Below are 15,595 nucleotides of genomic sequence, written 5' to 3'. Positions count from 1 at the left end.
TGAACGCAGGGACGTGTTGCATGCGTGACATTCCTATTCGTCATGCGTGACCGAACACCCGCAAGAAGACTGGCAAGAGGTGGCACGCGAAATTGCTGTGCGCCTCTTGCCATGATGAGCATCATACCTATATCCGCGCGCGCTCGTTGACCGCCTCAGCCGAGCCGCCAGCCGACCTCCTGCGTAAAGCTTTCGAAGAAGGCGCGATCGTAGGCCTGCTCCGGCGTAGCACGAACGCGCTCGTCGAGGCGCTTTGCGTCCTCGCCCACGAGAATGCGCCATTGCTCCGCCTTGACCCCGTCGAGGATGATCCTGGCGGCCTGCGCCGCCGTCGTCGGCGCATCCTCGAGGAAGCTGCGGGCGCGTTCGGTGAACACCGCATGGATGTCGTCGTCCGACATCTTGTCGGCATCCGGCACGCCGGCCGCGACCATGCGCTTGCGGGTCAGCGCGACCTCGTCGGCATTGAGCCGCTCCGAACCGTCGGCGCTCTGCACCTTGCGCGAATTGGAGACGATCGAGGTACCGATATGGCCGGGCATCACCACCGAGCATTTGACGTGCGGCGCGTGCAGGCGGAGGTCGTTGATCAGCGCTTCGGTAAATCCCTTCACGGCGAACTTCGCCGAGCTGTAGGCGGTGTGCGACTGGGTCATGCCGATCGAGGCCCAGAAGCCGTTGACGCTCGCGGTGTTGACGATGTGGGCCTCGTCGGCCGCGACCAGCATCGGCAGGAAGGTGCGGACGCCGAGATAGACGCCGCCCCAGCAGATGTTGAAGGTGCGCTCCCACTGCTCGCGGGTGTTGGTGAACAGGCTGCCGCCGCCGCCGATGCCGGCATTGTTGAACAGAAGATGGATCCGGTCGGTCTTCTGCTGCTCGGCGAGCTCGTCGCGGAATCGCTTGAGATGATCCTCGATCGAGACGTCGGCGACGTGGCTCGTGACGCGCAGGCCCTGCGGCAGCTTCTCGACCTCGCACAGACGCTTGGTCTCGGCCATCGCGGCTTCGGAGACGTCGCACATCGCGACATTGCAGCCCTCGGCGACGAGCTGCCGCGCGAGCTCGCGCCCCATTCCCGTGCCGCCACCGGTAATGACGGCGATCTTTCCTGCAAAATCCTTCATGGGACTTTCGGCCCCTCCCTTGTCGGTATGTTTCTTCACAGCTCGCGCCGCGCGCATCGGAGCGCGCACAAAATGTAGCAGCGCCGCATCCGCAGGTAAAAGCGGATCGGCGCTGCCCTGTTCACCAGTAATTTCGGGGCGTGGACTATTCGGCCGCCTCGACACGCCGCCCGTTCAACGCGCCGAGCCCGTCCAGCGCCTTGCGGATCGCCGCCTGCTGCACGGGCGAGGCCTCCGGCATCGGCGCACGCGGATAAGTCCTGGGCAGGCCCTGCAGCGTCTGCGCATAGCGCGTGCAGGCCGGCAGATTGTCGGCGATCACAGCGTTCCACAGCGTCAGCAGCTTCTTGTGCAGGTCGAGCGCGCGCGGATGGTCCCCCGCCTTCACCGCATCCCACAGCGCGACGGAGGCATGCGGTGCTGCGGTCAGGATCGCGGCGATCGAGCCATGGGCCCCCAATGTGTAGGACGGATACATCAGGGCATCGACCGCGCTGTAGATCAGCTTGTCCGGGGCCATCATCATGAGGTCCGCGAACAGCTTCAGGTCGCCCGCGCTCTGCTTGACGCCGACCACCAGCGGCACCTCGGTCATGATCCGCGTCAGCAGCGCCGGCGACAGATACGACCACGGCACCACGTTGTAGATGATGATGGGCATCCCGGTCTCATCCGCCATGGCGCGGAAATGCGCCACCATCGCCTCGTCGTCCGGCTTGAACAGATAATGCACCGGCGTGACCTGGAGGGCGGCGACATTCATGTCGCGCACCAGCTTGCCGCGGCGGATCGCATCACGCGTGGAATCGACGATGATGCCGGCGATGACGGGAATGCGCCCCTTCACCGCGGCGACCGTCGCCTCCATCAGGTCGCGATATTCCTCGTGATCGAGCGTGTGCCCCTCGCCGGTCGAGCCGGCGGCCGCGACGCCATGCGCGCCGGCGCCGATCATCCAGTCGACCTGTGGCGCCACCAGCGTGTAGTCGATCTCGCCATCCTTGCGGAACGGCGTCGTCATCGGCGGGATCACGCCGGTCGGTCGTGCCTTCATGGTCTGCCCTCGCGTTTCCATATCCCTTGTGGCGGTCCCGCTCTTTTGGCGGGTGGCCACGGTCCTTCCGAGCCTACCGGCTGCGCGCGGCCTGTGAAGCGCCACCGGCGCGGCGCTGCCCCCGGAATTCCACATCCCTGCGACTCACCCCTGCAGGTTCCCCGTATTTGCCCGGCTTCGGTTTAGGGGCAATTTTTTTACAATCCGAATCGCTAAATGGAGTCCGGACGCTGGGTCGAGTCGGCCAGGCCAGCGTGTTGTTTGCGTCACAGGCTCTGGCACTCCGCTTGCATCCTCTTCGTGGTCAGAAACTACCGATGAGGTGACTGGAATGTTCGTGACCGTCGTTGCCGTGCTCTGCCGGCTGAGTGCAGCCAGCTCAGGCAGTTGCATCGAGGAAATCGTGACCGACAGCAACATGACGCCCGAGATGTCGATGATGCAGTGTGCGATCGGCGCACAGGCCCCCCTGGCGAAATGGATGGGCGAACATCCGATCTACCACGCCAACTGGCGGCTCGATCGCTACAAATGCGTTCCGGGTCGCTACGAGATCAAGGGCCACGCCTAAGGCCCCGCAAAACTACTGATACCAAGACGACGGACCAAGACTAAAACGAGGAAACGCCCCGGAGGCCGACTGGCTTTTCCGTGCGGGCATCGACAGCGCCAGTCCCCATTGCGGCGGCGCGCTTTGTGACAACGATCACACCTTCCTCTTAAGCCACCGCACGCAGAATGATCGCACGCGCGCGTCGCCCCTCCGGCGTCGGCATCAGCGCATAATTGTGCGGCTGGTCGCGGAGCAGATGCAGTTCGACCGGCACGCCCGCCGCCCGCGCGGTCTGCGACATCGACGCGGTCAGATAGAGTAGATCTGGAACAAGCTGAGATGCCGTCGGAGAAGATGGTGAGGACACTGGTGGACGGAACGACGAGGATATGGCGGTGGGGTATTTGAGGTAAGGTCGAACCTCGTGCAGTTGCGCTCATTTGTGGACCGCTGCCTTACGATTGTTCGGCGCGGTGCCAACATAGAAGATATTGTTGAACTCAGCGAAAGTCTCTCAATCTGGACCCTGACTAGGCAATGACATCCACCGAAGCAGTAAAACGCGAGATCGAACGGTTCTTACGCTCTCCTGCCCCCGAAGTGCTGTGCATTACCGGATCGTGGGGCGTTGGAAAAACCTATACGTGGCAAACGATTCTAGATCGCGTTCGGAGCAAACATGAAACGGGACTGTCGCGACACTCTTATGTTTCACTCTTTGGAATTGACTCTCTGGAGGCAATGAAGACGGCAATATTCGAGAACTTGGAATTTCTGCTACCAGAAGGCAGCACAAGTCTTGAACGATTTCTCTCAGGAGGTAATGCGGCTTTTAAAGGCGGAAAAAAGCTGGCGGGCGCTCTCTCTGCCCTCCCCGTTCCTTATCTGGGTGGCGCATTATCGAAGGCGCAGCCGCTTCTATTCTCGGCGATCCGCAATCAAATCGTTTGCGTCGATGATCTTGAGAGGCGCGGCTCGATTTCGGTGAAAGATGTCTTTGGTCTAATCTCTTACTTGCGCGAACAGCGAGCGTGCAAAGCTGTGTTTTTGCTCAATCCGGCGCAACTGGACGATGCCGGACAGAAGCAGTTCGATGATTACTTTGAGAAAGTCATTGATACGCAACTCGTTCTTGCCCCGACCAGTGCAGAGGCACTTGGTATCGCGATCACTGATAGTGACGATCTATCCAGCCTCATTCGGGAACACTGCGAGAGGCTGAACATCTCGAATATTCGCGTTATCAAGAAAATCGAGCGTCTAATACGGATGCTCGACGAACAGATTCTCAGCAAATGCTCGCCTGACGTTATGCGTCAGATTGTTCACTCGATGGTCATGTTTGGGTGGCGCAGCTGGATGCCGGAGCCGCACCGCCGCCGAGTTCTTACCTCATGCGTGGACAGTTCGAGCGGTACACGATGGGGCGCGGTGAATTCCAAGACGAAGAGCACGGTAGTGACGACCCAGAACGTGAGCGTTGGGACGTAATTCTCGACGGTTACGGTTGGGGAATGATGGACGATCTTGATAAAGCGCTCCTGAATTTCGTTGAAACGAGCCTCTTGGATGCGGACGAGTTATTGTCGAGGGCGAAAGAAGTCGAAAATGGCTTAGGTCAGCGGAAACAAATGGAAGCGTTTGAACAGTGCTGGCGTCCGTTCCATGACAGCTTCAAGGATAACGAAGACGAAGTATCCGCGAGCATCGTTCATGGGATCAAAGACAATTTCGCTGTAGTATCGCGTCCAAGCCTCGATGCAGCTGTTGCGATACTCGAGGAAATTGGGCGCGATAGCGACGCGGCCAACTTGATCGACTACGCGGCGGCAAACGGCAGCTCGGAGTTTTGGACGTCCGACGACCCTTTCTATCGCGGGGTGAAGAACGAGCGCATCCTACAAGTTATGCAAGAGCGACGACGGGTAGCGCAGCCGACCCTTGATTTCGAGAATGACTTGCGCTCGGTGGAAAGCTTGAAGCGCGAGAAGCTGGCCTTGCTGGCGGCCGTACCCGTGGAACGATTTGAGCAACTATTCAAAGACAGCTCTGGCGAACAGCTGAGAAGCTACATTTACGCGCCTCTGGAATTGGGCAAGGTCGGAGGCATAAGTGACGATGCAAAGCTGATCGCGGCCAAGGTCAAGGAGGCTCTGAGGCGAATAGCGAATACGTCCAAGCTAAATGCAATCCGAGCGAGTAAATATGGCGTGTCACTAGACTCCGATGAGCCACTTGATGCTGGGCGATCAATCGAGTAGCCGATGATGCCTCTCCGCCTACGGACCGCGCCGGTACCGAACTAGGACCATTCGCGATGGCGACTCAGTGGCGTTTCGAAAGATCTCGAGAAAAAACGCTTCCCGCTAGGTCTTTGATCTGATTGATCGGCGCGAGAGGATTTGAACCCCGCCGCCTGGTCTCTCAGACTGGGGTATTACTGGGCCGCCGCCCTGAGGCGCACTGCGAATCCCCGCACAGCACTTAAGCCCCGCTGTCTCTTCCCCATCTCGTAAGGCCGGCATGATGACACCATACCCCTGTTTTGCCCGACGCGTCAAATCGCTTCGGAAAAACGAAATCCAATCAATGACATCGCTACTGTGCATGGGGTTGTTTTCGGCATTTTAGTTTGCCGGCCACCGAAGCAGCCACCGCAACCAATCGTAGCGCATGCGTCACCGGCGGCAGCTGGCTCCATGCCGCCCCTCGATCACCCGACAGATGCTTTGGAAAAAATGGTCGGAGCGAGAGGATTTGAACCTCCGACCCCTAGTCTCCCAGTGATGCAATTAGGGTTTCTCGGGGATGCTCATTAAGTCTCAGCTACTCTCTTAAGTACTTGCATGTCAATAACTTTCGACGCCTCAGCTTGTATCGGAACATCCCGTCGGATATCATTGTATCCGATGCAAAAGTTTCCTCGGGTTTCCCGGCAGGCGTTGACGGACCGTTTCGTGAAGGCGCTTAAGGCGTCCAACGGGCGTGTCGAAATCGGGGACGCCAGGTGCCGAGGGCTATCCATCCGCTGCACCCCCGCCGGCATCAAAACCTGGACATTTGCCTACAAACTGAACGGCCGGATGCGCCGGATCACCTTAGGCGAATACCCTGATCTGGGCCTGAGCGAGGCCCGCGAACAGGCCGATGAGCGGCGCCGACAGCGGAACGGCGGGAACGATCCTCGCGCCGTTCAGGACGCCGAACGCGCTACGCAGACTAGGGCGGTGCTGACCTTCGGCGAGCTCTGCGACCTGTACATCGCACACGTGAAAGCCGGCGGCAAAATCAGCTGGAAAACCGACGAAGGGTACCTGAAGCGCCCCAAGGCTAAGTTCGGAACGCGGCCAGCGGTCTCCGTCACCAAGCGCGAGCTGATGGACTTCTTCGAAGAGGTCGCCCGATCGTCGAAGTCCAGCGCGAACCGGACGCAGTCGACGGTTCGGACCGTGTGGGGCTGGGCCGCAGAGCGCGATCACGTCCCGATGAATTTTCTCGCTGGCCTAAAAAAGGTCGGAGGCAAGGAAACCGAGAAGGATCGCGTGCTCACGGCAGATGAGCTTCGGGTGCTCCTTGGGGCGCTCAACGACCCTGAGGTGGAGGCGACCGAAACCGTCCGATTGGCACTCAAAGGCGTCCTTCTGACTGCCCAACGCCCCGGCGAGGTGGCAGGGATGATGCTGTCAGAGCTCCACGACCTCGACGGCCCTACTCCACACTGGATCATCCCCAGGCTTCGGACGAAGAACAAGAAGACCGAGCATACGGTGCCGTTGTCGTCGGCGGCGGTCGACCTGATCCGGCAAGCGCTCGAGCTGAGCGGCAAGTATGCAAAGGACCAAAACGACAAGCCAGTCTTCGCGAGCCGGTTCGAAAAAGTTACCGCCCTCGCCCGCCACTCCCTCAGCCAAGCGGTTAGGCGGATCCTGGACGATAAGCGTTACAAGGATGCCTTCGCAAAATTTACACCGCACGACCTACGACGAACCGCTGCGACGCTTGCGCAGTCGCTGCGCATCCAACGCGACTATGTGAAGGCGCTGCTGAATCACAAGGACGACGATGTGACCGCCATCTATGCGCGCTGGCACATGTTCGACGAGAAGCGCGAGGCGGCCCTGGCGATCGAAGCAGCGTTGTCAAATCTGCCGACGAAGTCGTTGGAATTGGCGGCGTGACGGCCCGACCGTCCGAACGAGTCTCAACAATGCCCTTGCGTACATCACGAAAACGTGAGAACCTAGTTTTGTAAACGTCGCGCAACGGAGACGCGCGTGACGTGGAGCGAGGGACACGATCCCCGGCTGTGTAGCGGCGAACACCCGCAGGTACTACCGCAAGGTAGGCCGTCTGCTTCGGCAGACCCCACAAGGCGCTTTAAGCAAACTCGATCCGACTGCGCACTCGGGCTCCAAGATCAATCGATTGGAGCAAAGCTGTGTCCAGAATTCAAACCCGCCTTCTGCCAGATTTTCCAAATGAAAACCGCCTTGGTGATGCGCTTCTTTTCCGCGAGCTGCTCGGGAATCCCGGACGAAGCACCTTCGCCCGCTATCTGTCGCTGGGATTGATCCCTCCTCCCGACAAGAAGCTAGGAACACTGAATCGCTGGTACGAAACCACGATCGCGGCCGCGGTCGAGGCGCTGCCGACCGCACGATCACCAAAGGGTACACCGCGCGCTCGCTCTTCCGCCAACGAAACGGCGGTGGCGTGATGACACTCGCGCTCATGCCAGAGACCCGGCCCACCAACGTCGTGTCGTTCGTCCAGAACGGAACAGCCTGCGTGATTTTCTTCCCCTACGCGGCAGAATTTACCGAATCCGATTGGAAGAGGATCGACGCAGCGCCTCGCATCCGGTTTTTTCTGTACGCGTGTTCGGACGCACAGGTGCCACCGGGCCAATCTGGTGGTTACGGTGAATTCGAAGACTACTATCCCGTTGCCAGTGTGCGATCCGCGGTCAACAGGTCCACGTACATGTGTTCGGAGATCCTGTCTCCCCGGCAGCGATCGCGCGCTGGGCTTGTCAAAACGCTGATGAACCTGGCCGCGAAAGCATGCAGCGACGATCACAGCTGCGCTATTCTGGCCGTGACCGATCGTCAGTCTCTCGTCGACGATTACGCGGTGTATCGACCGCACCCACGGTTGAAGCCCCGACCGCCCCTCCGTACAGACCAAACGTCTGATGGGGACGTTCCAGTGGGAGGCGCGCATGCAGCCCGCTGACATCCACTCGCTGTCGCAGGTGCCTCATGCACCGTTGCCAGCCATTGCCCTGTCGATTGCCGAAGGCATCGCGACGATAACGCTCGAGCCCCATGTGCGGGAGCTAACGGCATCAGAAAAGAAGGCCGTTCTGGCCGCAAATCGCATCCGAGTTTTCATTGACGGCCGCGTCGCCGGCAACTTGTCAAGGAAGCCGCCCGCGCCGATCAAGCTTTCTGACTATCCGGCGGACACACTTCGATTCTGCTTCCAACACGCCACGCTCGTCTGTGTGGGGGTCGTCGATTGTCGTAAAGAACAGTCGGCAGACGACGTCGAATCGCTGATGAGGCAGTTCGACGGGAAGGACGTCGAGGATAGCCGCTTTGTGATTAGGATGCTCACCGATGCGCCGTACGATGTCGGCGACTATATCTCCCGACATAGGCCGTACGTACCGTTTCGTGTCGCCTCCCCGCATTACACGGAGACCGTGGAGGGCGACGCGTAAGCGCGGGGATGTCGTTAATAGCTGCCTGCAGTAGCGGCCTTCGGGCCGTGGTGGTTCGCAACCGCGCCAACCCTCGACGAAATTCGAGCATCCGACCACAGACCGGGTCGCCGAGCTGCTTCGCTTCAAAGCGAAAGCCCGGCCGGAGTGACCAGCTCCGAACCGGGCTTATAAGGTTTTGCAAGTGCCCAATATACATGAAGACCGCGCGCAACACAATGTTGCGCCGTCTACCCGTGCAGACGCGCCTTTGCCCTATAGGGCGCATGACGCCATTTGCATCGGCTCGCGCCGATCCGCGCACCCGTCGAGGTGCGACCAATGACCGGCGCGACAAATGTAGAACACGCGCTCGACGCCGCCCGCCGCGGCCTCCGCGTGTATCCGTTGGCAGCTAACACCGACGAAGCTGCCTTTCCCGAGGCCGACACCGCAGCAACCACTGACGGAAGTCAGATACGAGAATGGTGGGCCCTCTGGCCAGACGCCAACATCGGCATCGCAACTGACAATCTGCTCGCAATTCGGATTGATCCTCGATGCACCGACGAGGCGTTCCGCAACACGCTCGGCACGTTATTCCAGCAGCATGGTGGGCGGACCGGCAGCCTCGTGCTCGTGGGAGAGCTCGTCGGCAGCTACGTCATGTTCGAACTGCCAGTTGGCGCGTCAGTGCAAGGCGGGCCGGACTTTCTGTGCGATCGCATGAGCATATTGTCGTCGGTTGACGACGTGCTGATCGGACCGGGGTCCACCATCAACGGTCTCGCCCCTTATCGCTTCCATAATGAGAGATCGCTGTCGCCGGCGCCCCCCTGGCTTTTGGAGCTGTGCGGCGTCGAGCTGCCTGCAGAAAGCAAGTCAATGGACGTTGTGGCTTTGAAGAAACCCGCGCCGGCCGTGCCACTGGCACCCGTCAAAACAAAACTCGACTGGGCGCTCGAGGCCTCGCAGCACGTACCGGTGCACCCCTGCCGCTGGTACGTTGACCCCGGCCCGGGCGCCACTCCGAAGGAACGCGAGCAGGCAATAAGTGCGGCGAAAGAACCGCTAACCAAGTGGAAGGACTTCGCCACGCAAGATCCGGAGCAGATCCGCAAATGGTGGGGCCGGTGGCCGGACGCCAACATCGGTGGTGTCACTGACCAGCTCTTGGTGGTCGACGTCGACAAAAAGAACGGAGGTTGCGAGACGTATGAGTTCTTGCGACTCCTTGAAGATTTCCCCGAGACAATGACGAACAACACGCAGGGCGGTGGCCAACATCTATTTTATGTATTGCGTGCAGATGATCCACGCAAAAACGGCACACATACGCTAGGCCCGGGCATCGATGTTAAGACCGATGCCGCATACGTCTTGATGCCAGGCAGCACGATTGAAGGTCGCTCGTACACGCGCGCTAATAATGCGCCGATCGCATTCGTGCCTCCCTGGATTGTCGAGCAGTGCAAAAACGCAAGGTCGAAACCGAGTGCAGCCGGCAAACGCGTCGTCGAAGAAGACGATATCGCGATCGAACTGTTCACAAAGTGGATACGCGATCGAGCGCCATACGCCGAACTCGGCAAGATCGACGATACGACCTTTATTGTGTGCGCGCGAGGTTACGACTTTGCTTGCTCGCCGCAAACTGTCTACGAAAAAGCGCTGGGTTGGAATGAAACCCACTGCAACGGGCTCGGTGACTTGGAGCGCTTGGCTGTAGTCGTCGAATCTGCCGGCCGTAACCGTCAAAGACCCATCGGGTGCGATCACCCGTTGGCACCAGGTTTCGATGCGGTTGAGATCGACGAATCCAAAGCGCCCCTTGCAGCCGAGATCGACACGAGTGAGGCGGCCGCAGTGGACGCCTCAATACCGACCGCGAGAAGCGGCGATGTAAGAGCGTGGGAAAATGAGCCCAATGCGATCTTCGTTGACCATCTGAAGCCCGGTGACTTGCCGGCCGGCGTTCTCCCGGAAGTGGTGGAGCAGTTTGCGCACGACAGTGCTCGCCGGCTCGGCGTAGACGCTGGCGCGCCTGCCGCGGCATTGGTAACCGCGCTCGGATCGCTTGTGCCTGCCGGGAACCGTCTGCAGATGCGTCAACGCGATACCAAGTGGACCGTGAAGCCCATCCTCTGGACGGCCATCATAGCCCCGTCTGGCTCGAACAAGTCGGCGACCATCAATGCCGCGATGGACCCCGTAAAAACGCTTCAACAAAAGTGGCGGAAAACGTTCACGGCTGACGAGCACAAGCGGAAGCTTGACGAGACGCGCCGCGCAACGGCCGAAAAGGCAGCCAAGGTCAAGCCGGAAAATACCGACCAGGTTTTTGAGGACGAAGCCGAAGCGGAGAAACCTAGATTCAGGCAGAAGATTTACAACGACGCGACGACGGAGGCCCTCGCAGTGGCACTTTGCGAGAACCCGGAAGGACTGCTGTATCACGCTGACGAACTTGCGGGCTGGCTGGCCGGCATGGACGCATATCGCGCCAAGGGCGGAAAGGACCGCGCCTTCTGGCTGCAGGCGAAGGAAGGCGGCGACTTCATCGTCAACCGGAAACTGTCAGAGCGGATATGCGTCGAAAACTGCGCCATCTCGGTCTTGGGTGGTATCCAGCCCGACAAGATCAAGGCGCTTAAGACCAGCATGTCGGATGACGGGCTGCTGCAGCGATTTACGCCAATTGTCCTTCATCGCCGGGATAGCGGCGCCGACATCGACCCCGATACATCCTTGGACGAAAGGGTATCGACGGCCGCAAACGCGATCGCAGAAGCAGGCAACAGCACCCTGTTTCGATTTTCACCTGAGGCTGATGCCGAGTTGCACGCCATTGAGGCGTTCAAGGCCGGGGAGATCGCGCGGCCGGACGCATCCCCCACGCTCTGCCAGTGGCTCGACAAAATGCCCAACGAGTTCGGCAGGCTTTCCCTCGTTTTCCACTTCATCGAGCATTACGGGGCTTCTGGCGCCGCTGTAGGCACGCCGCCGGCCATCATCAGCCGCGACACCGCGGTGCGGGCGCGACGGTATCTGACCGAGTTCGTCTATTCGCACGCGTTGACATTCTACCTGAAGGATCTGGGTGCATCCACGATGGACGAGCACGCCCTTTGGATCGCCGGCTTTGTGCTGGCGCGCGGGCTGCCTGCCATCTCGAGCCGGGACATTTATCGCGCCTATCCCGCCCTGAAGTCGCCGGAGAAGCGGAGCCTGATCGTGGCGACGATGCGCGTCCTGGAAATGCACGATTGGGTCAAGCCGGCCCACATCGATCGACATGGCGCCGAGGACCGTTGGACCGTTAATCCGGCGGTACATGACGGCAGGTTCGCAGAAATCGCGGCAACGGAACGGAGCCGGCGGGATGGGGTGCAGGAACGCATCAAACTGGGTGCAGCTGCATGATTGTCACCGTTGTCACCGCCTGTCACCGCGTTTCCAGACAGTCGCGGCGTAACGGTTTGTCACCATTGTCACCGTCTGTCACTTGCGCGCGTGAGAACCATAAAAGCCCTTCTTCTAATAATAGAAGCCAGAGACCCACTGGCCGTCTTTCCTTCAAATTCCCTCAAGTGACAACGGTGACAACCGGGGCCAGTCCTGAGCGATGCCAATTACGTCAACACTGGCCGATTCCAAAAAAGGAAAGCCGACTCGCCGCCGGCGCCCATCAATCGATCCACCTTCGAGACTCTCAACATGCAGCGATCAACACCTTCCGCCACTGGCACCAAATTCACCGTTCGCGGCCAGGTCTACATCCAAACCGGTGCGTTCTTTCACGCCATGAGCAACGAGCGCGAGGTTCGCGTCCTCGAACTCGAAACGATCTGCCCGGATTGTTCGCAACCGTTTCGGGCCACGGCATCAATGCGCCAGATCAAAACCCGGCAGTTGGTCCGACGCTGCCCGACATGCCGCAAGATCCACACAGGCCCGGTGTCCACCGCGGAGCCAGTCGCGCGCAAGACCGTCAAAAAGAAAGGCACTGGCCAGAAGATGCCAGCAGCATCACGCCGACCTGTGGTCCGCAAACTCGAGTCGCCTTCCCAAATCGCACTTTTGGAAATCCGGCCCGTAGATGTACGACCAGGGGAAACGCCGGCGTCGGCGATGCAGCGGGCTTTGTCGGGGACGCTGGACGGACCAGCCGAGCCGCCGGCGGCCCTGGCACAGCGCCAGTGGTGCGACATCTCGGGCATGCTCGATTAGGACGGAGCGGTCAACGAATCGTCCTGTGTCATAATTTCGCGAGCTATTCCGTTTATCGAACCGCATTTTTGTGGCGGTTACCGAGCCGCCTGCTGCGGATTTGGAACGTTGGATAGATCGCATCACGACTAGGGGTAGGCATGCCTGCTTTCAATCTTCAATTCCCGGCGGATCCGGATGAATGGCTGGCAAACATCTGGCGCCTGCTCGACGAAGCCGACCAAACGTGGCGGTTTACGAAGAAAGGCGACAAGCGACCGCTGTGTGACATCGATGCGTCGGTGTCGGCCAGACGAGGGATCAAAGCGGCAAAACAGCTCGCAGCCGCCGAACGCATCTTGGCTGCAGCTCGAGCACGCAACTTGTGCCGCGCTCTCCCCGGTCAATCGATCGCTGATCGAATGCTGCGGGTGATGCGGCCAGGCGAATGGCTCGGCATGGGCGATATCGCCCGGATGGCCGGCGTTCACAAAAGCGGGCGCGGCAAGGTGCACCAGGTTTTACTGCGCCGGGGATGGGTCGAGAAGGCTCGCAATCCAGCATACCGGGGGATCCTAGACCCGTGGCAGATTAAGGCCGGCGCTGAGCCGGAGCCGTTGCACCTCTTCCGGCTGACAGAGTTGGGTGAGCGCATAAGGGCGGCCTTGCCGAAGTAAGGGCCGGCCCGGCGAGTCGGCAACTATTCGCTGCGCTGACCAAACACCCGCCAGACCGCTCCGAACACCAACAGGATGCCAAAGAAAACCGCGTGGCCGTATCCACTGGCGGAGCCATCGTCCCGCCAGAGATGCGGCACGTTGTAAATTAACATTGTGATGCCAAGCGCGGCCAAAACGGCGGCAAGCTTCATGTGTCCTCCAAGCAAGCCCGCGCCACACTGGCGCGGGGCACGTCGCTACTTCAAGAGTTTCGCTATTTGTCGCTGACGATTTTCTTCGGCCGGACTGCTGACGCGCGCTGGCGTTTCGGCTCACAACCGCGGAGGCCTCGCTCTGCGTCGTCGACGGCAATCGCTTGAAGGATTTTGACTCCAGCGGGGACGCTGACGTTAACATCAAAGGCCAAGCGCACGTCGCCCGATGGAAGAATGTCCACGTTTAGGGGCTGCTTCATTGCACGGTTCTCCGGGTTCAAGAGGGCATTACGTGAGTCTCCCGAACGTCTCCTGTCAAACCGCCCCTGTGGAAAGAAGAGTAGAACTGAGAGAACGAGGTGATGAAAGAAAAGCCCGCCGCGCGTTTCCGCGCAGCGGGGCCATTAGGTCCCCCGGGCTAGGCTGCGGCCGCTACGAGGGCCTGGAATTCTTCTGCGATGGATGAAGGTACACAGGCGTCAATCAACATCATTCCCCACGACTTCGGCTGTGTCATGTCGAGGGACACACCTGCGCAATCCCCGCAGCGATTGAAGAGTGCCAAAAACCGCAATGCCAATTCGGCGGGCACGCACGCATCGATATGGGAAAATCCGCCTTTCGCGGCCAAGTCGATATCGCAGCTGTAGGTAGCGGGAGTAATCGGGGTGACGATCTTGGACGGGAATGGGATGATGTTGGACATGGTGTGCCTTTCCGCTTTCGGGCGGGATGCAGTGAATGATCCCGGTGCGAAAAGACCCGCACACGGTCCGCAGCGCCTTTGGACTCTCGTCTTGGACATGTCGCTGCCACCGGGACTCTGAATTTGAATACGCGTGCTACTTCGGGTTTTCGGCCCTAGAACGCATAATGCGCCGATTCCCATCGTAGTCAACTAAGCTATTGATATCATTGCATAAAACTGAGTGAAGCATTCTCTACACGTCAAGAATTGGAGTGATGCGCGAGCCACTTAGCGCGAGCACAAACTCTACAAAATATTTCGCGCGAGCACCGTGTGCGCGATCGATTTCGACCATACGGAAAACCCCGGCTCGCATCAGCGCTGCCAAGTGTTGCGATCGTTCAACAATTTTCGCGCGCTGTCGGCATACGCAAAACATTTGTTTTCCGTATGAGCGTAGCGTACAGTGCGAGGAACGCGAAGCGCGCCAGGAGCAAACCATGAAGAAAGTAGCGATCTATCTGCGCGTGAGCACCGACAGCCAGACAACAGCAAACCAGGGCCGTGAGCTCCAGGCAGTCGCGGCGCGCTCCGGCTGGGAAGTCGTGAAGGTCTATGAAGACGCTGGCATCAGCGGCGCGAAGGGTCGCGACAAGCGCCCCGGCCTCGATGCGATGATGAGGGCCGTTAATTCGAAAGAGTTCGATATGGTCGCCGCCTGGTCCGTCGACCGTTTGGGGAGATCGCTGACGGATCTCCTCTCCATTCTCCAGGCGCTCCGCGATAAAGGAGTCGATCTCTTCCTGCACCAGCAGGGATTGGACACTTCGACCACTGCAGGTCGCGCGATGTTTCAGATGCTCGGCGTTTTCGCCGAATTTGAACGCGGCATCATTCGCGAGCGGGTCAACGCCGGCCTTGCGCGCGCCAGGGAGAAGGGCACACGCCTTGGACGTCCGCGTACGGCGATTGCGGTCGAGAAGCGCATACGAGCTCTCCGCGGCAAGGGCATGGGCGTTCTAAAGATTGGGCGGACCCTAGGCGTCGGCACTAGCGTGGTGCAACGTGTTGTCGACGCGATGTGACCAGCCCACTGGCGGGTGGCCCCCACCCCCGCCCACCCCCCTCCTCTACGGTGGTAAAGGTGCCGTACTGCCATCCGACTAGTGCGCGATTTTTTGAGATTCCGGGTCGCGGTGACGGCAGTTTAAAGTAGCGATTGCTGCAGCTAGGCATAAACCGAGATCGAGACTGGATCGGCCGGCTTCCGCTCTAATGCTGCATACCGGCCTCAACTTGAACATCGGGAAGAGTCCGCAAAGGGCCGTAACCGGACTCAAGCCCCGCAGCGAGCTGCGTGTTTATGCCATTTGACCGAAATTGGGA

General features: G+C 59.8%; 15 protein-coding genes. 10 read left to right on the top strand and 5 right to left on the bottom strand.

Annotation, left to right across the window (positions count from 1 at the left end; genetic code table 11):
* Nucleotides 1–155: 155 nt before the first annotated feature.
* Together AC0L3U_RS29670 and AC0L3U_RS29665 are read right to left on the bottom strand one after the other, a co-directional pair.
* Nucleotides 156–1,127, bottom strand: a complete 972-nt coding sequence (locus AC0L3U_RS29670; RefSeq protein ID WP_473364188.1) for an SDR family NAD(P)-dependent oxidoreductase — start codon at nt 1,125–1,127, stop codon at nt 156–158.
* 145 nt (nt 1,128–1,272) lie between these two features.
* Nucleotides 1,273–2,181 carry a dihydrodipicolinate synthase family protein gene (locus AC0L3U_RS29665; RefSeq protein ID WP_473364187.1) on the bottom strand — a complete coding sequence of 303 codons (909 nt, stop codon included), beginning with the start codon at nt 2,179–2,181 and terminating at the stop codon, nt 1,273–1,275.
* A 331-nt stretch (nt 2,182–2,512) separates the two neighbouring features.
* Here AC0L3U_RS29665 and AC0L3U_RS29660 point away from each other — a divergent pair, with 331 nt between their 5' ends.
* Nucleotides 2,513–2,752: a hypothetical protein gene (locus AC0L3U_RS29660; protein WP_007603449.1), complete on the top strand. Its 240-nt coding sequence runs from the start codon at nt 2,513–2,515 to the stop codon at nt 2,750–2,752.
* Nucleotides 2,753–2,900: 148 nt separating this feature from the next.
* On the opposite strand, the gene AC0L3U_RS29655 is transcribed toward AC0L3U_RS29660, so the two are convergent.
* Nucleotides 2,901–3,035 (bottom strand): hypothetical protein, encoded by a 135-nt coding sequence (locus tag AC0L3U_RS29655; protein ID WP_473364186.1) that lies wholly within the window; start codon nt 3,033–3,035, stop codon nt 2,901–2,903.
* A 236-nt stretch (nt 3,036–3,271) separates the two neighbouring features.
* On the opposite strand from AC0L3U_RS29655, the gene AC0L3U_RS29650 reads away from it, so the two are divergent.
* The 8 genes from AC0L3U_RS29650 (at nt 3,272) to AC0L3U_RS29615 (ending at nt 13,324) form a co-directional block, all read left to right on the top strand.
* Nucleotides 3,272–4,225 (top strand): P-loop NTPase fold protein, encoded by a 954-nt coding sequence (locus AC0L3U_RS29650; RefSeq protein ID WP_473364185.1) that lies wholly within the window; start codon nt 3,272–3,274, stop codon nt 4,223–4,225.
* Nucleotides 4,226–4,248: 23 nt separating this feature from the next.
* Nucleotides 4,249–4,995, top strand: coding sequence for a hypothetical protein (locus AC0L3U_RS29645; protein ID WP_473364184.1), 747 nt, complete (start codon nt 4,249–4,251; stop codon nt 4,993–4,995).
* A gap of 648 nt (nt 4,996–5,643) precedes the next feature.
* Entirely contained in the window at nt 5,644–6,912 is a 1,269-nt protein-coding gene (locus tag AC0L3U_RS29640) for a tyrosine-type recombinase/integrase (protein WP_473364183.1), read from the top strand.
* A 260-nt stretch (nt 6,913–7,172) separates the two neighbouring features.
* Complete coding sequence (locus AC0L3U_RS29635; protein ID WP_473364182.1) at nt 7,173–7,451, top strand: hypothetical protein; 279 nt, start codon at nt 7,173–7,175, stop codon at nt 7,449–7,451.
* A gap of 504 nt (nt 7,452–7,955) precedes the next feature.
* Nucleotides 7,956–8,459: a hypothetical protein gene (locus tag AC0L3U_RS29630; protein WP_473364181.1), complete on the top strand. Its 504-nt coding sequence runs from the start codon at nt 7,956–7,958 to the stop codon at nt 8,457–8,459.
* Between the two features lie 321 nt (nt 8,460–8,780).
* A complete protein-coding gene (locus AC0L3U_RS29625; protein WP_473364180.1) occupies nt 8,781–11,861 on the top strand; it encodes a DUF3987 domain-containing protein in 3,081 nt (1,026 codons plus the stop codon).
* A 294-nt stretch (nt 11,862–12,155) separates the two neighbouring features.
* The gene (locus AC0L3U_RS29620) at nt 12,156–12,668 is read left to right on the top strand and encodes a hypothetical protein (protein WP_473364179.1); all 513 of its coding nucleotides are present in this window, start codon (nt 12,156–12,158) and stop codon (nt 12,666–12,668) included.
* A gap of 140 nt (nt 12,669–12,808) precedes the next feature.
* Nucleotides 12,809–13,324 carry a hypothetical protein gene (locus AC0L3U_RS29615; protein ID WP_473364178.1) on the top strand — a complete coding sequence of 172 codons (516 nt, stop codon included), beginning with the start codon at nt 12,809–12,811 and terminating at the stop codon, nt 13,322–13,324.
* A 23-nt stretch (nt 13,325–13,347) separates the two neighbouring features.
* On the opposite strand, the gene AC0L3U_RS29610 is transcribed toward AC0L3U_RS29615, so the two are convergent.
* The gene (locus AC0L3U_RS29610; RefSeq protein ID WP_473364177.1) at nt 13,348–13,518 is read right to left on the bottom strand and encodes a hypothetical protein; all 171 of its coding nucleotides are present in this window, start codon (nt 13,516–13,518) and stop codon (nt 13,348–13,350) included.
* 421 nt (nt 13,519–13,939) lie between these two features.
* A complete protein-coding gene (locus AC0L3U_RS29605) occupies nt 13,940–14,227 on the bottom strand; it encodes a hypothetical protein (protein WP_473364176.1) in 288 nt (95 codons plus the stop codon).
* Nucleotides 14,228–14,709: 482 nt separating this feature from the next.
* On the opposite strand from AC0L3U_RS29605, the gene AC0L3U_RS29600 reads away from it, so the two are divergent.
* Nucleotides 14,710–15,294, top strand: coding sequence for a recombinase family protein (locus tag AC0L3U_RS29600; protein ID WP_473364175.1), 585 nt, complete (start codon nt 14,710–14,712; stop codon nt 15,292–15,294).
* Nucleotides 15,295–15,595: the final 301 nt, after the last annotated feature.

The sequence above is a fragment of the Bradyrhizobium sp. Kon69 genome (assembly GCF_055807515.1).
Note: the sequence above shows the minus strand (reverse complement) of the source record. Positions and strands in the feature narration are given on the sequence as shown.